This is a genomic window from Nocardia sp. NPDC059229 (assembly GCF_042754165.1).
Taxonomy (GTDB): domain Bacteria; phylum Actinomycetota; class Actinomycetes; order Mycobacteriales; family Mycobacteriaceae; genus Nocardia.
Window position 1 is genome coordinate 13,048 of sequence record NZ_JBHZAK010000040.1, and the last position, 20,990, is coordinate 34,037.

The window sequence follows — 20,990 nt, forward strand, 5'->3', positions numbered from 1 at the left end:
CGGTGAACGCGTTCCTGCGTCCCAACACGGACGGCTCGGTCTTCGGCGCGGTGCATCTGGGATACATTGTCGTGCAATCGAATCGGCAGGCCGATTGGCGGCGCTTCGGCGCGGACGCGATCGGGATGCACGTCGACGCCAACGACGGCGTCGGGCTGCGTTTCCGCCTCGACGACCACACCTGTCGCTTCCTCGTCCAGCGTGGTCCCGCCGAGGACGTGACCGCACTCGGCTGGCAGATCGATGGTCACGAGACCTTCGACCGCATCATCGGCCGGGTCACCGATCGCGGCGTGCCGATCGCCGAGGGCACCGCCGACGAGGCGGCGCTGCGCGGCGTGGAGCGGTTGTGGCGCTTCGCCGGGCCGAAAGGCATGGTGCAGGAGATCTTCACGGTGCCGGTGACCACCCCCGAGCCCTTGCGGATGCTCAGCTCCGGCTGGGTGACCGGTGAGGCCGGCATGGGGCACGTCGCGATCGTCTCGCGGGAGCCCGAGGCGTTGCGCGGCTACTACGAGACCGTTTTCGACTCCCGGTTGTCGGACTACATCGACGAGAACGTCTCCGGGCTGAAGATGAAGATCCGTTTCCTGCGGGTCAACGAGCGCCACCACTCCATTGCCATCGCCAATCTGCGTGGCGTGAAAATCGATCCGATCCGGACCCGGGTGCAGCACATCAATATCCAGTCCGTGGCATTGGACGACATGCTCGCCTCCTTCCAGCGGGTCAAGGAGCTGGGCTTCCGGATGGCGTGGTCGGTCGGCCAGCACACCAACGATCGCCAGCTGTCGTACTACAGCGTGACCCCGTCGGGCTTCGAACTCGAGGTGGGCTGGAACCCGATCGTCATCGGCCCGGAACTCGAATCCACCTGGGAGCCCACCACATACCAGGGCATCAGCATCTGGGGGCACACCCCTGTGGGAGAGACCGTGCTGGACAAGTTCGCCCAATTCCGGCAGGCCCTGCGTTCGGTCGGAACGCCGGAGATCACCGTTCCTCAGCTCGCAGAAGGATTGTCACGATGAACACCATCGACTACGACGTCGTGGTCGTCGGCCTCGGTCCGACCGGTCTGACCCTGGCCAATCTGCTCGGTCGGCGCGGGATCAGCGTGTTGGTACTCGAACGCGAACCGGAGTACTACGGCCTGGCGCGCGCGGTCTACACCGATGACGAATGCATGCGGATATTCCAAACCGTCGGTGCCGCAGACGAACTCGCGGCCGACATGAACGCCGACTCCGCCGTGCAATGGGTGCGCAGCGACGGCCACGTGCTGGTGCAGTTCAAGCAGGTCGAGCGGCCACTGGGCTGGCCGGTGGTGAACTTCCTGTACCAGCCGTACCTGGAAAACACCCTCGAAGGCGCGCTGGGTGAATATCCGCACGTGACCGTGCGCCGCGGCCGTGCGGTCGTCGACTTCGACCAAGATGCTGATGGCGTCATCGTCGAGCACGCCGAGTGCCGGGGTACCGGGTACGGCAAGCAGGAAGCCGACATCGACGCGGGCACCACCGAGCGGGTGCAGGCCAAGTTCCTGGTCGGCTGCGACGGCGGCCGCAGCGTGGTACGCACCAAGCTGGGAATCGACATGACCGGCACCAGCTTTCCCGAGCGGTGGCTGGTGGTGGACCTCGCGGCCAAGGACGGCGTGGACGCGTTCCGGCATCTGCCCTACTTCAACTTCGTCTGTGATCCCGAGCTGCCGATCGTGTCCTGTCCGCAGCCGGGCGGGCATCACCGCTTCGAGTTCATGCTGACCGATTCGCAGACGAAGGAAGAGATGGAGGATCCGGAGACCGTCCGCCGCCACATCGCTCGCTACGTCGATCCGGACGAGGTGGAGGTGCTGCGCAAGCTGGTCTACACCTTCAACGCCGTCGTCGCCGACCGGTGGCGAGTCGGCCGGATCCTCATCGCCGGCGACGCCGTGCACATGACCCCACAGTTCGTCGGCCAGGGCATGGGCTCCGGGGTCCGTGACGCGGACAACCTGTCGTGGAAGCTCACCGCGGTCATCAAACACGGTGCGAGCCAGACGATTCTGAACAGTTATGAATCGGAACGCGCGCCGCACGCGAAAGCGATGATCGACTTTTCGGTGTTCAACAAGAGTTTCGTCTCCATCGACAACAAGCTGCTGGCCGCGGGCCGAGACCTCGCGCTCGCCACCGCGCTGCGTGTCCCCGGGCTGGGCGGCTGGATTCGCGCGGCGAAGATGAAGCCGCGACCGCGATTCCGGAACGACGCCTACCTCGGACTGCCCCGCCATCGGCTCGGGCTGCGCGGGGTCGAGGGCACCCTTTCTCCTCAGCCGGAGGTGCGCACGTACGACGGTCGCCATCAGCGTCTCGATGATGTGCTCGGGCTCGGATTCGCGGTGCTCGGTTACGGAGTGGACCCCCGCACGGCGTTCGACGCGGACGACCTCGCCGCGCTGCGGGTGCTGGGTACGCGGTTCATCACCGTCTACCCGTTCGGCGGGCGTCCGCAGGGCGTGGTGGGCGACGGCCGCTCCGCGGGACACGACCACACGGACGTCGAGGACCACACCGGCGCGTTGACCCGGTGGTTCGGCAAGGCCGGCGTCGGCGCCCGCGGGCTCGTGCTGCTACGCCCGGACAGGTTCGTCTTCGGCACCGCCGCGGCCGGGCACGGCGGCCCGCTGGCCACCGAGCTGCTTCGGCAGGTTCTCGGATCGACCCGTCAAATCGGATTGGCGCCAACACATTTCGGTCCACTCACGGCACAGGACCGGCACCTCGAGGAGGCTCGATGACATCCATTGCGACCCATCCGTCCGCAGTCCTCATCGCGGCGGAGCGGTTGTCCGCCGCGACACGGACCGGGGTGCCGGTTCCGGCCGTCCGTGACCTCATCGGCCCCGACGATGTGGAGCTGGCCTACGCGGTGCAACGCGTAGGCACCAGTCGCCGCATCGACTCCGGTGCGCGCATCGTCGGCCGCAAGATCGGCCTCACCTCGCCCGCCGTTCAGCAGCAGCTCGGGGTGAATCAGCCCGACTTCGGCGTCTTGTTCGATGACATGAATGTCTCCGAAACCCGTGCGCCGCAACGTCCTCGGCTGCTGCAACCCAAGGTGGAAGCCGAACTGGCCTTCGTGCTCGACGCGGATCTCGATCTCGGCCAGCTCGACGCGCTCACCGTGCGGGGAGCCGTGGCATACGCGGTCCCAGCGCTCGAGATCGTCGACAGCCGCATCGCCGACTGGGACATCACCTTCGCCGATACCGTCGCCGACAACGCGTCCAGCGGATGGTTCGCGCTCGGCCCCGAGCGGCTGTCGCTCACCGAGTTCGAGCCCCGCGGGATCGCCATGAACATGGCGATCAACGGTGAGATCGTCTCCACGGGAACGGGTTCGGCCTGCCTCGGGGATCCGCTCGAGGCTCTCGCCTGGCTGGCCCGCACCGCCCGCGACTTCGGCGAACCGCTGCGGGCCGGGGAGATCGTGCTCTCAGGCGCGCTCGGACCGATGGCGCCGCTGCGTCCGGGCGCTCGGGTGCACTCCGAACTGTTCAGCGGCGCAAGGACACTCGGCACCGTCGAATTCACGCTGGAGGAGGAACAATGAGTCACTGCACCAAGGTCGCCGTCATCGGCTCGGGCAATATCGGCACCGATCTGATGATCAAGGTACTGCGCCACTCCGACAGGCTGGAGATGGCCGCCATGGTAGGCATCGATCCGGCCTCCGACGGTTTGGCCCGCGCGGACCGGATGGGCGTGTCCACGACGGCCAGGGGCGTCGAAGGACTCATCGCCATGCCGCATTTCGACGAGATCGATATCGTTTTCGACGCTACGTCGGCCGGTGCGCATCGCGCCAACGCCGGGGCGCTCGAACCGTACGGCAAGCGACTGATCGACCTGACTCCGGCCGCCATCGGCCCGTTCGTCGTGCCCGCGGTCAATATCGACCAGCACCTGGACGCGCCCAACGTGAACATGGTGACCTGCGGGGGACAGGCCACGATTCCGATCGTCGCCGCCATCGCCCGCGTCACCGAGGTGCCATACGCCGAGATCGTCGCGTCCATCGCCTCGAAGTCGGCGGGTCCCGGTACCCGCGCCAATATCGACGAGTTCACCGAGACCACCTCGCACGCCATCGAAACCGTCGGCGGGGCGACCGGCGGGCGGGCCATCATCGTCCTCAATCCCGCCGAACCGCCACTGATCATGCGCGACACCGTGCTGGCGCTGATCGGCGACCCCGACCCGGGAACCCATGCGGCCGTGCGGGATTCGATCGAGCGCATGATCGCTGATGTCGCCGCGTACGTGCCGGGTTACCGGCTGAAGCAGGCCGTACAGATCACGCCGGTCGCGCCAGGGGCTCCGCTGCACACTCTGGTCGGTGACGCCGTTGTCACCCACCAGGTTTCGGTATTCCTCGAAGTCGAAGGCGCCGCACACTATCTGCCCGCCTACGCGGGAAACCTCGACATCATGACCTCGGCCGCCGTGCGCGTCGCCGAACGCATCGCCGCCGCCACCCTGGAGAGTGTCCGATGACAGAAGTTTTCGTCCAGGACGTGACGCTGCGGGACGGCATGCATGCCCTGCGGCACCGCATCACGCCGAAAACCGTCGCCGCCGTCGTGGCGGCACTGGACGCCGCCGGTGTCGACGCGGTGGAGGTCGCGCACGGCGACGGCCTGCACGGCGGCAGCCTGACCTACGGTCCCGGCAGCCACACCGACTGGGAGTGGCTGGAAGCGGCAGCCGGTGCGCTCACCCGCGCCCGGCTCACCACACTGCTGCTGCCCGGTATCGGCACCATCGACGATCTGCGCCGCGCCTACGACCTCGGCGTGCGCTCGGTACGGGTGGCCACCCACTGCACCGAGGCCGATATCGCGGCCCAGCACATCGCCTACGCCCGCGATCTGGGCATGGACGTGTCCGGCTTCCTGATGATGAGTCACATGAACAGCCCGGCCGGCCTCGCCGCCCAAGCCAAGCTCATGGAATCGTATGGCGCGCACTGTGTTTACGTCACCGACTCCGGTGGCAGGCTCACCATGGCCGGGGTCCGTGACCGCGTGCGGGCCTATCGCGACGTGCTGGAGTCGGCCACCGAGATCGGCATCCACGCGCACCAGAATCTCTCGCTGTCCGTTGCCAACAGCGTGGTCGCCGTGGAAGAGGGCGCCGTTCGCGTCGACGCGTCGCTGGCGGGTCTCGGTGCGGGAGCGGGTAATACGCCGCTGGAGGCGTTCGCGGCCGTCGCCGAGCTCAGTGGCTGGAAACACCGGGCGGCGCTGAACCAGCTGACCGACGCGGCGGACGATCTCATCCGCCCGCTGCTGGATCGGCCCGTGCAGGTCGACCGCGAAACGCTCACGCTGGGCTATGCAGGCGTGTACTCGAGTTTCCTGCGGCATGCCGAAAAGGCTTCCGCCGCTTATGGAGTCGATGTCCGCGACGTGCTGACCGAGGCCGGTCGGCGTGGCCTGGTGGGCGGGCAGGAGGACATGATCGTCGATATCGCCCTCGACCTGATCGGCTGCCGGGCGGGGTGACCTCAGGATTCCGGCAGCTGCGGCAGCTGCGGCAGCTGACTGCCGGTGAGCTTCTGCGCGGCGCGCTTGTTCATGCCGAACATGCGCAGCACGTGGAAGGTCATCTCGTCGGTGCGCGCGTCGGCGTCGGCGTCCGGCTGGGCGTCCAGCAGCTGCAGCAGGCCCAGCAGGGCACCGCCGGCGGCCATGATCGCCATGTCCGCATCCATCGGCTCGAAGCGGCCCGCCTCCTGCGCGGCGAGAATGTCGCGGCGGGCGCGCGGGGCCAGGCCCTCCTCGCGCAGCAGGATCGACATGCCGGAATGCAGGATCACCTTCACCATTTCCGGCATCTGCCGCTGCAGCCGCCCGGTCATCCGGAAGCTGACCGCGAACACCTCGGCCGGGTCGTCGTAGAGCTCCACGATGCCGTCACGCAGCTCGGCGTAGACCTGCAGGGCCGAGCGCACCGCCTCGTCGAAGAGCTGCTCCTTGGAGTCGAAGTGGTTGTAGAAGGATCCGAAACCGACATCGGCCGCGTCGGTGATCTCTTGAATGCTGACCGCGGATCGCCCCTCCGACAAGAACTTCCGTGCTGCGCCGAGCAGCGCATTGCGAGTGCGCTCGCGCCGCCGGTCGACGCGATTTCGAGTGACGGGTTCGGCTGCCATGGTCTCACTTCCGGTCGAAAACGGTATGCGAATCATATCTGAGAAATCCATCAGACACGATTTCGCCCCCTCCCTCCCGCAATTCTCCATTCAGAAAGCGACGAACGAAGTGCGCGAATCCTTCCCGCAGCCGCCGGCGACGATGAGCCGCCGCCGAGTTCTGGGCGGCGTTGTCGCCGGTACGGTCGGCGCCGCGGCAACCGCTGCTGCCGTGCCGATCGACCTGGCGGTTCCTGCCCGCGCCGAGCAGGCCGCGCCCACCGGCACCTACCGCATCGATCTGCATGCGCATTTCCTGCCGCCGGACTACCGAGCCGCACTGCTCGAGCACGGGCACCTCACCATCGGTGGCTACCCGACGCCCGAGTGGTCGCCGGAAGCCGCGATCGCGTTCATGGACTACTACGGCATTCAGGCGCAAGCGCTTTCGGTGTCCGACCCGGGCGTATCGTTCCTGTCCGGCAAGGAAGCCGCCGACATGGCCCGCTACTGCAACACCTATGCGGCAGGGCTTTTCGAATCCGACCCGACCCGCTTCGGCGCGTTCGCGGTACTGCCGATGCCCGACATCCCTGCCGCCATCGAGGAGGCGATCTACGCCTTGGACGACCTGCATCTGGACGGGGTCATCCTGCTGTCGGCCTACGACGGCGTCTACCTCGGCGACCCGCGTTTCGAACCGCTCATGGTCGCGCTCGAACAACGCCGCGCCTATGTCTTCGTTCATCCCGCGGCCATCTCCGGAACCGCGAAACCTGCGCTGCCGCTGCCGGATTTCCTCGAGGAATTCACCTTCGACACCACCCGTGCCGCCACCATGATGATGCTCACCGGGGTGACCCAGCGGTACCCGAATATTCGCTTCCAACTCGCCCACGCCGGAGGAACCCTGCCCTTCCTGTCCTGGCGGGTCGGGGTGGCCTCGGAAACCGTGGTGGGGCAGATGTGGCCGCAGGGGTGGCCGAAGCCCTCGCTGCTCGATACCGCAGGGCAGATCTCGAACTTCTACTACGACACGGCGCTGAGCGGCTCGGCCGCGGCCATGTCGAGCGTGCTCGCGGTCACCGCTCGCGATCACATCGTCTTCGGCTCGGATTGGCCGTTCAGTGCCATGACACTCCCGCAATCGGGGACACACGATCCTGCCCCGGGGCTGAGCGATATCTTCGATACCGATCAGCGCATGGAGGTCGAACGGCTCAACCCGCTACGACAGCTTCCCCGGCTCGCACAGGCAGTGGACGGGTGACCCGTAGCTGCGGCGCACTGCGCGGCGCGCCGAATATTTCGCCGACCGTGAATCGTCCCTGAAGGAGGAGAACCGTGGGACACGGGAACCGCATCGACACCCATCAACACCTCGTGCCGCCGAAATACGCGGACTTGCTGCACGCCAGGGGAATTCGCCCCGGCGGCATCGATCTACCACAGTGGTCGGAATCCGAGGCCGTGGATTTCATGGATCGCCGCGGCATCCGTACCGGCATCCTGTCGCTGTCCACACCAGGAGTCTGCCTGGGAGACACGGCCGAAGCCCGGACCTGGGCCCGTGAGGTGAACGAATACGGCGCGGAGATCGTGCGGCGGCGACCCGACCGGTTCGGGCTCTTCGCCACGCTGACGTTGCCGGACGTGGACGGCGCGCTGGCCGAGGCCGAATACGCACTCGACACCCTGCACGCCGACGGAATCGTGCTGCTGGCGAACAATGATGGCCGATACCTCGGGGATCCGCAGTTCACGCCACTGCTGGAACTGCTGCACGAGCGCGAGAGCGTGGTCTTCGTTCACCCGGGTGAATTGCCGGCCGCGCCGGTGCCGGGCATCCCGAGCTTCGCGGCCGACTTCCTGCTCGACACCACCCGCACGGCGCTCAGTCTCATCCTGTCCGGCGCCATGCACCGGTATCCCGGCATCAAATTCATTCTCGCCCACGCCGGCGGATTCGTTCCCTACATCGCCTCTCGGATCCTCTTGGCGATGTTCGTCGCGAAAACATCTGCGCAGCAGCCAATTCCGGCCGACGACACCGCCATCGACCCGACCGTGCTGAAGCGGTTCTACTACGACGTCGCCCTGTCCGCCTCTCCCGCGGCACTACCGAGCCTGCTGGCGGTCGCCGAACCCGACCACATCACCTATGGCAGCGACTTCCCCTTCGCCCCGCCCGCCGCGGTCGACTTCATCAATCACGAATACGAGAACTACCCGCTGGACGATTCCCTGCGCGCGGCCATCGACCGTGGCAACGCGGAGGCGTTGTTCCCCCGGTTGAAGGCTTGAGGGCCTCGCGTATCGGTGTGTGCTCGATGGTTGCGCGATAGGCTTTGGAGGTGCCGGTGAGGGGATGGCACCGAAGCTGTGTCGAACATTTCGGTGTGGTTGTCGAACGTCGTGTGGGCCACGCCTCGGGGATTCACGTCTGGGGGTACCGATGTGGTGCATGAGCCCTTCGAGGATCTGATCATCGATCCGGCAGAACGGAGCCGCACGGCGCTCGCCGGGGCCGCGGCCCGGTTCGAGCAGGCGTGGGCGGTGTCCGGGTGCCCTCCCGATCTGTCGGCGTACCTGCCCGACGCCGATGCCGAGCGGCGTGCGGTGCTGGTGGAACTGATCAAGATCGACCTCGAGAACCGCTGGGTTCGGCACCACTTTCCCAAACGCCTCGCCGAGTATTGCGAGCAGTACGCCGAACTGCGGAGCGGCCCACCGCCTGCGGACCTGGTCTACGAGGAATACCACGCCCTGCGCCGCGGCTCGCAGCCGGTTGCGGGGGAGGAGTCGACGCAGCCCGGGGCTGCCGCCGAGCCCGCGGCCACGGAGATCGGCCGGCCTCCGGCCCAGCTGGACACCACCGAATATCGCAGCACGATGGTCGCTCGCCCGAGCGCGCAGGTCGCCCTCGGGGCCATCAATCCGGGGGACCGGGTCGGGGACTTCGACCTGCTGACGATGATCGGGGAGGGCGCGTTCGCCCGCGTGTATCTCGCGCGGCAGCGATCGATGCAGCGGCTGGTCGCGGTCAAGATCTCGCACAACCACGGCACCGAGCCGGAGACCCTTGCCCAGCTGGACCACGAATACATCGTGCGGATCTTCGACCAGCGACTGATCGCCGACGGCGAGCTCAAGCTGCTCTACATGCAGTACCTGCCGGGCGGCACGCTGCTCGACGTGCTGAATCGACTGCGATCGACCCCGGTAGAGGCCCGCAGCGGGCAGGTGCTGCTCGATACCGTCGACGGGGTACTCGAGGACAAGGGCGAGGTTCGTGCTGCCGATACGGCGGTGCGGGCCCGGATCGCCGCGATGACGTGGCCGGAAACGGTCGCCTGGCTGGGCCGCCGACTCGCCGACGCGCTCGGGCATGCCGCCGGACGCGGGGTGCTGCATCGCGACATCAAACCGGCGAACGTGCTGCTGAGCGCCGACGGCATACCCAAGCTCGCCGACTTCAATGTCAGCTTCAGTCAACATATCCGGGGTACCAGCCCGCTTGCGTACTTCGGTGGATCGCTGGCCTACATGTCACCCGAACAGCTCGAAGCGTGCCATCCGGAGCTTCCGGGGACGGCCGCCGACCTCGACACGCGCAGCGACATCTACGCGCTGGCCGTCATGCTGTGGGCGCTGCTCACCGGACGGATCCCGTTCGCCGACGAGGAATTCGCCGGCATGTCGGAGACGTCGCTGGGCCGCATGCTCGAACTACGCCGCCGGCCCATCGATCCGCGGTACCTGTCCGAGGTTCCCTCCGATTGCCCTGCGGCGCTTCGGCAGGTGCTGCTGACCTGCCTGTCACCGGACCGCGAGGACCGCTACAGCAGCGGATCGGAATTGGCTCTGCAGCTCGATCTGTGCCTCGACGAGCGGGCCCGTGACCTCGTCTATCCACCGGAGAACAGTTGGCGGGCACGGCTTTCGCCCCACTACGTCCCGATCCTGTGGCTTATCGCGTTGGTCGCCGACGGCCTGGCGGCGGGATACCTGTACGGGCAAACCGTGCAGTTCGGCAGCGTGCTCTTGCCCGGTGGTCCCACCCGCTCGGAGCTCTTACGCTTGACGAACATCTTCCATCTGATCGCGTGGCCGCTGGCCCTCGTGAGCTGGTTCTACCTGTGCCGACATCTGATCGCGGTGCCACGCGGCCTGCGCAAGGGCAGACGTTACGACGAGGCGCTGCTGGCCCGGGTCCGGTCGTTCACCCTGTTCTGGGCCGACTTCGACGTGATGTTCACCCTGGTGTTCTGGACGATCGGCGCGGGAGTGTTCGTGGCCCTGCTCGACACGGTGGTCCGCCTTCCGCCGCGGCTGCTGGTGCATTCGGCGGAGTTCGTGCTGGTGTGTGCGGCCTTCGCGGTTTCCTACACGTTCTTCGTGCAGGCGTTCTACATCGTCCGTTGCGTGTACCCGATCTATTTGCGCCATGGCCACACGACGGCTCGCGATGCCGCCCACCTGCGCGCACTGCGCCGCAGAAGCACGGTGTACCTCGGCATCGCCGCATCGGTGCCCCTGGTCGCCGTGGTTACCGGATTGAGCTTCCTCGGGCAGGACGAGCGTGCGCGCATCATGGATTCGGTGCTGTGGTTGTGCGTGATCACCGGGCTCGCGTTCGTGGCCATCTATTGGCTGTTCCGAAAGCTGGAGGCCGACCTGCGCGCCCTCGAGCGGGTCGTCGAGAAGCGATCGGGCATCGAGGACGCATGACAGTTCCCGGCGCGGGACGCTAGGAGGCCAGTCCGGCCATGCCCCGCTCGATCGCCGCGACGATCTGCGGGCGTAGCTCGGCCGCGGGGATGATCGAATGCACCGAACCGACCTCGCGGGCGCGCGCGATGGTGTGGATCGCCTCGAACTCGGCGGCGACCTCGCCCAGCTTGTCCGAGCGCACCGCGGCCTGCCGGGCGGCCAGTTCGACTCGCAGCCTGGCCCTTTCGGCGCCGTCGGCGGCGATTCGCGCCTCGAGCTCGCGCACTTCCGGGTCCGCCGCGGTGCGGTTGTTCACCTCGCGGGAGAACACGACCGCCGCCGCGGGTGCGCCGCCGATCACGGAGGCGAACGAGCCTTCGACCGCGAGCACTTCCATATTGTCGTTGAGCGCGCCAGAGAAGACCACGAACGCTCCGCCGTGGTAGCGCGAGATCACGCAGAACACGATCGGGCCGTCGAAATTCACTATCGCGCGGCCGATTTCGGCGCCGTATTCGAGTTGTATGTTGCGCAGTGATTCGGGCGAGCCGTCGAAACCGGAGAGATTCGCCAGAATCACCACGGGCCGGTTGCCGCTGGCGGCGTTGATCGCGCGGGCCGTCTTCTTCGACGACTGCGGGAACAGGGTTCCCGAGGTCCAGGTGTCCGGGCCATCGGCCGGGACCCAGCCCTTGCGCTGGATCGTGCGAGATTCGAAGCCCACCACGGTCACCGGATAGCCGGCCAGATGGGCGTCGAACACCACCGAGGTGTCGGCGCCGGCCATGTCCGCCCACCGCTCCAGCACCGTGTGGTCCTGGTCGACCACCGACCGCATCACCGTGCGGATATCGAACGGCTTCTTGCGCTCCGGGTTCTGCTCGGCGGAGAAGATGTCGCCGACGACGCTGAAGTCGCTGGAGCGGTGCACGTGCGGGTAGCTGCGCACGTCGCGGTCGACCGGATCTGTGGTGACCGCTCGACGTGGGAAACGCTCGCCCGGAGCGACATACGCGTGCTCGTAGTGCGCGAACAGGATGTCGCAGGCGGCGGTCAGGTTCGGCGCCCAGTACTGTGCCTCGCCGTTCGGGCCCATCACCCGGTCGTAGCCGCCGATGCCGAAGTTGTCCTCGGCCGAGACGCCACCGGAGTAGTCCAGCGACTGCTTGCCTGTGAGCACCATCGCGCTGTCCGGAGTCATCACCAGAATGCCCTTGGTGTGCGCCAGCATGGTCGCCTCGGCGTTCCAATACGGCTGGGCGCCAACATTGATGCCCGCGACGATGATGTTGATCTCGCCGCCGCCCTGGGTGAAGGTGATGATCCGGCGCAATGCGCGCGACACCCAGTCCATGTTCTCGGTGCCGCTGTCCATCGAGATGGTGGCACCGGAGGACAGCGTGAACCATTCCACCGGCACGCCAAGGCTTTCCGCGAGATCGATGGCGGCGACCACGCGTGCGCACTCGTTCCCGGCGACGGTTCCCAGCGCCTTGGTCGGGTCGCCGAACAGGGCGATACGGGTCATGCCCTCGGGATAACGGTCGGTGATCGTGGTCACCTGCCCCACGATCACGCCGGCCGTATTGCGGCCGTACGGGCGGTCCACCGGCACCAGCTTTCCGGACGAGTCGAGGTCGAGCTCGGTGAAGCTGCCGCGACCGCGGGTCAGCAGCGGAATCAGTTCGTACGGATAGACGGTGCCGCGAGCCCTGGCACGCTGCACCCGCTGGGCGTACTCGTCGAGCGGGCGCAGCGGATCGGTGGGCGGCTCGGTGATCGCGAAACTGATCTCGTCGCTCGACTGATACGAGAAGCGCAGCGCCACATCGCGAATCGTGTCGTCGGAGCCCGTCGAGAGGCGGCCGATGACGGTGATCTCCTCCAGTCCGGCGCCCAGGGTCAGTGGCGCGATGGTGCGCGCGATCACCTCGATGCGGTCGGCCGGAATCTCCATCACCGGCCAGACGAACAGCGCAATCCGGTTGTGGTCCAACCGCTTCGGCTCACGCTGCGTCTGCGCCCGGCGGATGCCGTCGAGGCACGCCGCGATCTTGCGCTCGATCGCCGGCACGGTCACGATCTCGCCGTTCTCGTCCCGCTTGGCGGAGAAGTCGCGTACCTCGGCGAGTGCGATGAACCGCTCATCGGCCGGATTGTGCTTGGCGACAGAGTGATACAGATAGATGCCGGACGGCGCGGGCAGCCGGGTGCCGTTGAAGTTCTTCAACCGCCACAGGTCCAAGCGCTGGCCGGTGAGCGGATGCATGTCGCGGATGATGAGGTCTTCGGCGAGTCCGGATTCCGTGCGGCGGAAGGTGACGTGCCGGACGTCAGCGGTGTCGCCGTCCAGGACCGCCACCGAGATACGCCGCCAGGTGCCGCACTGCGGATGCGCTTCCAGTTCGGTGCGCAGCGCCGCCGACAGCTCGTCCCCGTCGGCCGGTGCGTCGTGCCACGAAATGTACACGTCGACAACGAGATTCGGTACATTCGGCCCCGCCACGTCGGCCACGACGTCGAGCGTGGCCGCCAGGTCGGCATGCTCGGCCACCGTGGAGACCAGGTGCAGCCGCTCCCCGGCGAGCTCGAACGTTCCGGTCACCAGGTGCCGGCCCGAGCGGTCGAAGGCCATCACGTCGTCGAGGTCATGGATCCGGTAGTACTGCCGGGTGATCACCTCGAGCAGCGGGTTCGGATCCGAGATGTATTGCCCCAGTAAGCCGGTCAGCGGTTCCGGGGCGTCGACCATGGCCGCGACGCGCCGCGCGTAGAAAGAGGCGCCCGGCCGCAGGGCCAGGTAGGCGAGGCTACCGCGCACCTTGTCGTACACATCCTCGCGGGCCGCGCGGATCAGCGGCTCGTCGAATACCCGGAAGCGCAGGGTGCGTGCCACGTCGCCGATCAGCGGGTAACGCAACTGCGTGGCCAGGATGAGACGGTCGAGCACCTCCCTGAGCTCGGGCACCTCGGCGGTGCGCTCGTCGGCATTGGCCAGCCAGCGCTCGAGTTCCCCGGCGATCACCGGTACCTGGTTGTCCATCCGTTGCAGGGCCAGGAACAGGCGATAGACCGCCTCCTCGAGTTCGGGCGTGCGGTCGAGCGAGGTCACATCGTAGTGTCTCAACGCGCGAGAAAGCCTGGCGCGGAAGGACTCCGGCAATCCCTGCACATCCACGTCGAGTGACTGCAGGAACGAGTGGAAGTGCTCGCGCGGGCTGTGCACGGGGTCGGCCACCTCGCTCTCGCCGATGGTCGGGCGGTTGCGGGACAGCTCGCAGACGTCGGCGAAGGTGGTCAGGATCGCGAGCTCCGCCCCGGTCAGCTCCGGGTCGTCCTCCGACAGTTCGTTGCGCAGCTCGTTGTACTCCTCGAGCAGCGTGCGGGCCCGGGCGGCGCTGACGTCGTAACCCGTGAGCAGGGTGCTCAGGGCGTCCAGCCGCGCGAAGGCCTCGGAGCGGGCGTCGCCGCGGATCTGCTCGAGCGGCGCGAACTCCACGCGGCGGCTCTCGGCGACGCTCCCGAGGGCGTCACCGGTATCGATGGCGTCCACCCGCAGTAGCGGCGCACCGGCATCCACCTGCGAGTTCACCACGGCGTTGAGTTCCCGTACCCGGCCCGGACCGGGGGCGCGGACCGCGGTCTCCATCTTCATCGATTCCAGCACCACCAGGGTGGCGCCGGCCTCGACCTCGTCGCCGACGGCGACCGGAACCGCGACCACGACGGCGGGCGCGGGCGCCCGCACGATGCCGGCCTCGTCCTGACTGATCTGGTGGCCGACGCCATCCACCTCGACCAGGTAGCCGGTCGGCCCGGCCACCGAGACGACGTGGTGGCGGCGGTGAGCGATCGCGTAGCGGCTTTCGAAGGCGCTGAGCCGATCGACGACGACCTCCAGGTCACCGGAATCGCCGCTCACCTGGTAGCGCCGCGGGCCCACCTGGCCGACCACCAGCGTGTAGGGCTGGTTGCGATAGGACAGCTCCACCGTCCGCCCGATGGCGTGCCTGGCCCGTGGGCGGCCGCCGCGTGCCGAGGAGAGGAATGCGGCACGCTCGTGCGCTTCCTCGGTGTCGTAGGTGTCGATGGCGGCGGCCAGCAGCGCGACATCGGCGACCGCGGTCGGGCCGTCCGCGGTGCCGGCGCCGGTGCGATCCAGCCAGCCGGTGTCGGCCTCGCCGGAGATCAACTCGGGTCGGCTCAGCAGGTCCAGCAGGAACGACTTGGTGGTGGTGCCACCCTCGACGACGACCGTGGTCTCGCGCAGCGCGGTGCGCAGCCGGGCGAGCGCCTCGTTGCGGTCGCGGCCCCACGCGATCACCTTGGCCACCATCGAGTCGTAGTCCGGCGGGATCACGTCGCCCTCGGCGATGCCGGTGTCCACCCGCAGGCCCGAGCCCAGCGGGAACCTGAGCAGTTGCAGCCGGCCGGGTGCCGGAGCAAAACCGTTGTCGGCGTCCTCGGCATTGAGCCGGGCCTCGATCGCGTGGCCGAACTCCGTCGGGCATTCGCCGTCGAGCGCGCCACCGGACGCCACGTGGATCTGCAGCTTGACCAGGTCCAGGCCGGTGGTGGTCTCCGTAATCGGGTGCTCGACCTGGAGGCGGGTGTTCACCTCGAGGAAGGTGAAGCGTCGCTCATCGGGCTGGTAGAGATATTCGACGGTGGCGGCGCCGCAGTAGCCGGCCGCCTTCACCAGGTCGGCGGACACCTTGCGCAGGTGATCGGCCTCGTCCCTGGTCACCACCGGAGACGAGGATTCCTCGATCACCTTCTGGTTCTTGCGCTGGATGGAACAGTCCCGCACGCCGGGCGCCCACACCGTGCCGTGGCTGTCCGCGATCACCTGGACCTCGATGTGGCGGGCCCCGGTGACCAGGCGTTCCAGGAACACGACGGGGTCGCCGAAGGAACGTTCGGCCTCGCGCTGGGTGCGCTCGAGCGCGAGATCCAGTTCGTCCTCGGCGTACACCTTGCGGATGCCACGGCCGCCGCCGCCCGAGCGGGCCTTGACGATCAGCGGGTAGCCGATGGCGTGCGCGTGCCGGCGCGCGTCGGCGCCGGTCTCGACCGGGCCACCGGACCAGGGCGCGACGGGGACCCCGACCTTCTCGGCCAGCAGTTTGGCCTCGATCTTGTCGCCGAGCAGTCGCATGGCGTGCGAGGACGGACCGATGAAGGTGATGCCGAGCTTGCTGATGAGATCGGCGAACATCGGGTCCTCGGCCACGAAGCCCCAGCCCACCCAGACCGCGTCGGCCGCGGCCTCGATCAACGCGCGCTCGAGCTCGGCGTGGTCCAGGTAGGGATTGGTGGCGCCGTTGCGCCGCAGCGTGACGGTCTCGTCGGCCTGGCGAACGAACAGCGCACGCCGCTCGGCATGGGTGTGCAGGGCGATGGTGCGGATCCCGTGGTCGTACTCGGCATTGAGCTCGCGGACAGCCCGGATCAGACGCACTGCTGGTTCGCCTCTATTGACTATGGCAATCCGCTGGATCATTTCTCCGTCCATTCTCGTGTCGGCGAATCGCGTCGTCGGCATTCATTGTTAACACCGCTTCGACGGTGTGGCGCGCAACGGCACCGAGAGAGTCATCAAAAAGTGTCCCACCGCCGGACATCACCTCAGGTGTTGATTGTCTTCACCCTGGGGACGAGTCGGAGGGCCTCGAGGGTGATGGATACCGACCGGTCTCAACTCGTAGGTTCGTTGTACCCCGAAAAGACAGATACCGGGTTTCATGTTCCCCACCAAAGCTCAAGTAGGAGAAGGCCGATGGTATTTCAACCACATCGTTCGCTGATCGTGGCTCACGTGCGTCCGGATGCTATTTCCAACGTTGGCGAGATCTTCGCGGAATCTGATTCGTTGACGGATCTGCCGGGGATTGCGGGTGTGACCCGGCGTGAGCTGTGGGCTCTGGATGATCTGTATGTGCATTTGGTGGAGACCGAGGATTCCGGTGGTGCCGCGATCGGCAGGGCTGCGCGGCATCCGGAGTTCGCCCGGGTGAGTGCCCGCTTGCGCGAGTTCGTTTCGCCCTACCTCCCGAACTGGCAATCGCCGGAGGATGCGCGGGCTCGCATGTTCTACAGCTGGACACCGGAATCCGGTCCGAGGCTGGAGATCCCGAACCGATCGGCTTCGGGTTTCACTACACGAGGGAAGGAAGAGAAGTAAATGTTTGACACGTTCACCATCGAGACGTTGCGTGCGATCTTGGACGAGCATGTCGGGGTCGACATCGGTCCGGAGGAGTTGGAGAGGGCGGACGCGCTGACTCTGGAGGAGATCGGTGTGGATTCGTTGGCGGTCTTCGAGATTCAGAGTGTTGTGGAACGTGATTTCTATGTCAGGTTGCCTGCTGAGCTGCTCGGGATGACCGGTGGTGACGTGGTTCGGTTCGTCGAGTTCGCTTTTATCAAGGAGGTTGCGTGATGTCGGGTCATACAGAGAATTCGATCCTGATCGATGCGCCGCTCGAGGTGGTGTGGGATTCGACCAATGATGTTCGGTCCTGGCCGGATTTGTTCTCCGAGTATGCCGCGGTCGATGTTCTCGCCGAGGACGGTGACACGGTTCGTTTCCGGCTCACGATGCATCCGGACGAGGCGGGGCAGGTGTGGAGCTGGGTCAGTGAGCGGACCGTCGATCGGGTGAATCGGACCGTGGATGCGCATCGGGTGGAGACCGGGCCGTTCGAGTACATGCGGATCCATTGGAGTTATGCCGAGTCCGGGTCGGGTACGCGGATGACCTGGGTTCAGGACTTTCATATGCGTCCGGGTGCGCCGATCGACGACGCCGGGATGACCGATCGAATCAACACCAACAGCGTGATCCAGATGCAGCTCATCAAGGAAAAGGTCGAAGGACATCTCGTCGGCGCGCCGCCGCGTGCCTGACCGCCATACCAAGAAGCCCCCCGAAGCCACCATGTCGCATCACTCATCGAGAGGAATTTTGACTATGACGAAGTTACCGCCGGCTCGCATCGATATCGCCGACCTGCCCGCAGACCGTCGCCGGGGCGGTGAAATCAAGACTGTGCTGAGTCCGAAAACCGTTGGCAGCACGTCTGGTTTCACCGGAGTTGCCACGCTGGAGCCGGGGGAGCGCATCGCCGAGCACTATCATCCGTATTCGGAGGAGTTCCTGTATTGCGTGCAGGGAGACCTCACCGTCGATCTCGACGATGAGCAGTGGTCGTTGTCTGCGGGGCAGGGATTGTTCGTCCCGATCGGTGTCCGGCACCGGGTGCGCAATACCGGGACCGAGACCGCGAGCATCGTCTTTCATCTCGGACCGCTCGCCCCGCGACCCGAACTCGGTCACGTGGACACGGAAGCGTCTACGGATGGCGCCGCGACCGCGCAGAGAGCGCGATGAACCGCCGCGCAGTGATCACCGGGATCGGTGTCGTCGCCCCGAGCGGAAACTCGGCGAGCGAACACTGGAAAACCGTTGTGGCAGGCGAGAATCGGATCGCACCGATCACGCATTTCGATGCCTCCGCGTATTCGACCACGCTGGCCGGAGAGGTCCGTGACTTCGTGCCGGAGGATTACCTGGATCGCCGTCTGATCGTGCAGACCGACCGGTGGACGTGGATGTCGCTGGCGGCGACAGCACAGGCCTTGACCGATGCCGAGCTCGATCCGTCCACCGTCGATCCGTACCGGCAGTCGGTGGCCCTGGCGGCCTCGACGGGCGGAAATCAGTTCGGCCAGCGCGAGATGCAGCGGCTGTGGTCAGGATCGACGCGCACCGTCGGCACCTATCAATCGATCGCCTGGTTCTATGCGGCAAGTGCTGGGCAAACCTCGATTCTGCATCAGATGAAGGGTCCGTCGAGCGTGCTCGTCGCCGAAGCGGCGGGCGGCCTGGACAGCCTCGGATACGCCGCGCGCGCGATCGATCGCGGCGCCGCCGACGTCGTCCTGGCCGGCAGCACCGAGGCGCCACTGTGCCCTTACGCGCTCACCGCCTCGCGCCGCAGTGGATGGATGAGTCGGCAGACGGACCCCGAACGCGCATATCTGCCCTTCGACGCCGATGCCGCCGGATATGTCCCCGCCGAGGGCGGCGCCATCTTCGTGGTGGAAGAAGAGCAACACGCGCTACGGCGCGGCGCACCGTATGTGTACGCGGAGATCGCCGGGTATGCGGCCACCCAGGACGGTCGTACCTCCCGCCCTTGGGGTGACACGACGGTCGAGCCGCCGTCGAGGTACCTTGCCGCAGCATTGCATCGAGCACTGGACCGCGCGCAGGCCGCGCCAGGGCACACGGATGTCGTGTTCGCCGACGCGGTCGGTGTGCCGGCTGCCGACCGGGCCGAAGCCGACGCGATCCGCACCGTCTTCCCTGACGGGGTACCCGTCACCGGTCAGAAAGGACTGCTGGGCAGAGCTTCCCAGGGCGGCTCCGCGCTCGACGTCGCAACCGCGGTGCTGGCCATGCGGGAACGCACTCTCCCCGCATTCGGGGCGTTGCCCAACCCGGCCCCGGGGTGCGAACTCGATTTCGTCGCTGCTCCGCAGCGAGCAACCGTCGACATCGCCGCCGTCGCCGCACGCGGATACGACGGCTTCAACAGTGCGCTGGTTCTGCGCCGACCCGAAGGAGTCTCACTGTGAACGACAACGAGAGCACCAACGGCAGCCGCCTCGGGCGCGGTCGTGTCGTCTTCTTGATCACCGTGCCATTGGAACGGCAAAACAAGTTCCTCGCTGCCTACGAGGACATCCGGCACGTCGTCGCCGAGGGCGTTCCCGGGCATATCGCCGACCAGGTCTGCCAATCGGCGACCGATCCCGAGCAATGGCTGATCACGAGCGAGTGGCAAGACCTCCAGGACTTCTACGACTGGGAAGCCACGTCGGAACACCGCACGCTCGTCGGTCCGATGCGTGAATGTTTCACCGCCGCAAGGTCATTGAAGTTCACCATCGTGGCGGTCACGACCGCCACAGCTCGCGAGACGGCCTGGTAGATCTGGCCGGGCTGCCCCATCACCACCGAAACATCAACCCGACACGGTCGGAGAAATGATCATCATGCGCATTTCGAAAGTCGCATCGAGCAAATCTGAAAAAGATATCTCGGCACCGACTGCCGCACGCATTCGCGCCGGCGCTGAGCACTATAATCGGTCAGAGTTGGCCGTGTATGACCGGATGGTATTAGGGACGGTGAGTCGCTGGATCTGGCGATGTCCACGCACAAGAATGTTGGCGCACTATGACGCCAATATCGCTGGTCGCCATCTCGACATCGGCCCGGGAACGGGATGGTTTCTGGACCATAGTCAACTCCCGCCGAATCCGTCGATTACATTGCTGGATCTGAACGATGTAGTGCTCGACACCGCCGCGAGACGCATCGAGCGCTATCACCCCACCATCTGCCGGAGCAATGTTTTCGAACCACTGAACCTCTATCCTGCCGCACAGTTCGATTCTGTCGGGATGAACTTTCTCTTGCACTGCTTGCCCGGTTCGGTCCGGCAAAAATCGGTGGTCTTCGACCATGTGATACCTCATCTCGCCCCCGGTGCCCGGGTATTCGGAAGTACTATTCTAGGCGAAAGTGGCGAGCACACCCCCTGGTCGCGCACACTGATGCGTTACCTGAATCGAGAAAAGGTGTTCGGCAACCGCGAGGACAGCATCGAGTCCATCTCGCACGAGTTGAAGTCGCGTTTCGCCGAGGTACATATCCAGCAGTCAGGTGTCGTCTGTCTCTTCTCCGCGCGCGATCCGCATTGAGCTTGACGACCGAAAGATCAGCCCGGTATTGGCCGGAGAGAAGTGTTGATTATGCGTAATGACAATGATTCCTGGGATATCAAGACGAGTGTCGGTGCTACCGCGTTGTTCGTCGCGGCGGCCCGTGGCCTGGCGGCTCGGCATCCGCAGGCATTGGCTGTGGATCAGTTCGCGGAGGTGTTCTGTCGCGCCGCGGGTGATGAGTGGGCGGCGTTGTTCGCCGCGGATGCGGAGCAGATGAAGAATCATCCCCTGCGCGCTCCCGGTTTCGGGCCGCTGTTTCAGGATTTCCAGGCGGCACGGACCCGGTATTTCGATGA

The 20,990-nt window shown here is 66.3% G+C and carries 18 protein-coding genes; 16 read left to right on the forward strand and 2 right to left on the reverse strand.

Going from position 1 to position 20,990, the window contains the following annotated elements:
- Window positions 1–2: 2 nt before the first annotated feature.
- From ACFXHE_RS42120 to dmpG, 5 genes are read left to right on the forward strand one after another with little or no spacing between them, the layout of a single operon-like run.
- Entirely contained in the window at window positions 3–1,031 is a 1,029-nt protein-coding gene (locus ACFXHE_RS42120) for a VOC family protein (RefSeq protein WP_379391030.1), read from the forward strand.
- Window positions 1,028–2,785: a bifunctional 3-(3-hydroxy-phenyl)propionate/3-hydroxycinnamic acid hydroxylase gene (locus ACFXHE_RS42125; RefSeq protein WP_379391032.1), complete on the forward strand. Its 1,758-nt coding sequence runs from the start codon at window positions 1,028–1,030 to the stop codon at window positions 2,783–2,785. The genes ACFXHE_RS42120 and ACFXHE_RS42125 overlap by 4 nt, the downstream gene beginning before the upstream one ends.
- Window positions 2,782–3,600, forward strand: a complete 819-nt coding sequence (locus ACFXHE_RS42130) for a 2-keto-4-pentenoate hydratase (RefSeq protein ID WP_379391034.1) — start codon at window positions 2,782–2,784, stop codon at window positions 3,598–3,600. Before ACFXHE_RS42125 ends, ACFXHE_RS42130 begins: the two co-directional genes overlap by 4 nt.
- Complete coding sequence (locus tag ACFXHE_RS42135) at window positions 3,597–4,544, forward strand: acetaldehyde dehydrogenase (acetylating) (protein WP_379391036.1); 948 nt, start codon at window positions 3,597–3,599, stop codon at window positions 4,542–4,544. The genes ACFXHE_RS42130 and ACFXHE_RS42135 overlap by 4 nt, the downstream gene beginning before the upstream one ends.
- Window positions 4,541–5,554 carry a 4-hydroxy-2-oxovalerate aldolase gene (dmpG, locus tag ACFXHE_RS42140; protein WP_379391038.1) on the forward strand — a complete coding sequence of 338 codons (1,014 nt, stop codon included), beginning with the start codon at window positions 4,541–4,543 and terminating at the stop codon, window positions 5,552–5,554. Before ACFXHE_RS42135 ends, dmpG begins: the two co-directional genes overlap by 4 nt.
- Window positions 5,555–5,556: 2 nt before the next feature.
- On the opposite strand, the gene ACFXHE_RS42145 is transcribed toward dmpG, so the two are convergent.
- Window positions 5,557–6,204, reverse strand: coding sequence for a TetR/AcrR family transcriptional regulator (locus ACFXHE_RS42145; RefSeq protein ID WP_379391040.1), 648 nt, complete (start codon window positions 6,202–6,204; stop codon window positions 5,557–5,559).
- Between the two features lie 109 nt (window positions 6,205–6,313).
- Here ACFXHE_RS42145 and ACFXHE_RS42150 point away from each other — a divergent pair, with 109 nt between their 5' ends.
- The 3 genes from ACFXHE_RS42150 to ACFXHE_RS42160 all read left to right on the forward strand — a co-directional run bounded on the left by ACFXHE_RS42150 (window position 6,314) and on the right by ACFXHE_RS42160 (window position 10,914).
- Complete coding sequence (locus tag ACFXHE_RS42150) at window positions 6,314–7,453, forward strand: amidohydrolase family protein (protein ID WP_379391042.1); 1,140 nt, start codon at window positions 6,314–6,316, stop codon at window positions 7,451–7,453.
- A 74-nt stretch (window positions 7,454–7,527) separates the two neighbouring features.
- Window positions 7,528–8,487, forward strand: coding sequence for an amidohydrolase family protein (locus ACFXHE_RS42155; RefSeq protein WP_379391044.1), 960 nt, complete (start codon window positions 7,528–7,530; stop codon window positions 8,485–8,487).
- 153 nt (window positions 8,488–8,640) lie between these two features.
- A complete protein-coding gene (locus tag ACFXHE_RS42160) occupies window positions 8,641–10,914 on the forward strand; it encodes a serine/threonine-protein kinase (protein ID WP_379391046.1) in 2,274 nt (757 codons plus the stop codon).
- A gap of 19 nt (window positions 10,915–10,933) precedes the next feature.
- On the opposite strand, the gene ACFXHE_RS42165 is transcribed toward ACFXHE_RS42160, so the two are convergent.
- A complete protein-coding gene (locus ACFXHE_RS42165; protein WP_379391048.1) occupies window positions 10,934–16,399 on the reverse strand; it encodes a biotin carboxylase N-terminal domain-containing protein in 5,466 nt (1,821 codons plus the stop codon).
- 276 nt (window positions 16,400–16,675) lie between these two features.
- Here ACFXHE_RS42165 and ACFXHE_RS42170 point away from each other — a divergent pair, with 276 nt between their 5' ends.
- The 8 genes from ACFXHE_RS42170 to ACFXHE_RS42205 all read left to right on the forward strand — a co-directional run.
- Window positions 16,676–17,080 (forward strand): TcmI family type II polyketide cyclase, encoded by a 405-nt coding sequence (locus ACFXHE_RS42170; protein WP_379391050.1) that lies wholly within the window; start codon window positions 16,676–16,678, stop codon window positions 17,078–17,080.
- Window positions 17,081–17,338 (forward strand): phosphopantetheine-binding protein, encoded by a 258-nt coding sequence (locus ACFXHE_RS42175; RefSeq protein ID WP_379391052.1) that lies wholly within the window; start codon window positions 17,081–17,083, stop codon window positions 17,336–17,338.
- Window positions 17,338–17,805, forward strand: coding sequence for an SRPBCC family protein (locus ACFXHE_RS42180; protein ID WP_379391054.1), 468 nt, complete (start codon window positions 17,338–17,340; stop codon window positions 17,803–17,805). Before ACFXHE_RS42175 ends, ACFXHE_RS42180 begins: the two co-directional genes overlap by 1 nt.
- A 64-nt stretch (window positions 17,806–17,869) precedes the next feature.
- Window positions 17,870–18,289 carry a cupin domain-containing protein gene (locus tag ACFXHE_RS42185; RefSeq protein ID WP_379391056.1) on the forward strand — a complete coding sequence of 140 codons (420 nt, stop codon included), beginning with the start codon at window positions 17,870–17,872 and terminating at the stop codon, window positions 18,287–18,289.
- Window positions 18,286–19,539, forward strand: coding sequence for a beta-ketoacyl synthase N-terminal-like domain-containing protein (locus ACFXHE_RS42190; protein WP_379391058.1), 1,254 nt, complete (start codon window positions 18,286–18,288; stop codon window positions 19,537–19,539). The genes ACFXHE_RS42185 and ACFXHE_RS42190 overlap by 4 nt, the downstream gene beginning before the upstream one ends.
- Window positions 19,536–19,895 carry an antibiotic biosynthesis monooxygenase family protein gene (locus ACFXHE_RS42195; RefSeq protein WP_379391060.1) on the forward strand — a complete coding sequence of 120 codons (360 nt, stop codon included), beginning with the start codon at window positions 19,536–19,538 and terminating at the stop codon, window positions 19,893–19,895. The genes ACFXHE_RS42190 and ACFXHE_RS42195 overlap by 4 nt, the downstream gene beginning before the upstream one ends.
- A 55-nt stretch (window positions 19,896–19,950) precedes the next feature.
- Window positions 19,951–20,670 (forward strand): class I SAM-dependent methyltransferase, encoded by a 720-nt coding sequence (locus ACFXHE_RS42200; RefSeq protein ID WP_379391062.1) that lies wholly within the window; start codon window positions 19,951–19,953, stop codon window positions 20,668–20,670.
- Between the two features lie 51 nt (window positions 20,671–20,721).
- Window positions 20,722–20,990: class I SAM-dependent methyltransferase (locus tag ACFXHE_RS42205; protein ID WP_379391064.1), on the forward strand; the 269-nt coding region annotated here is incomplete at its 3' end.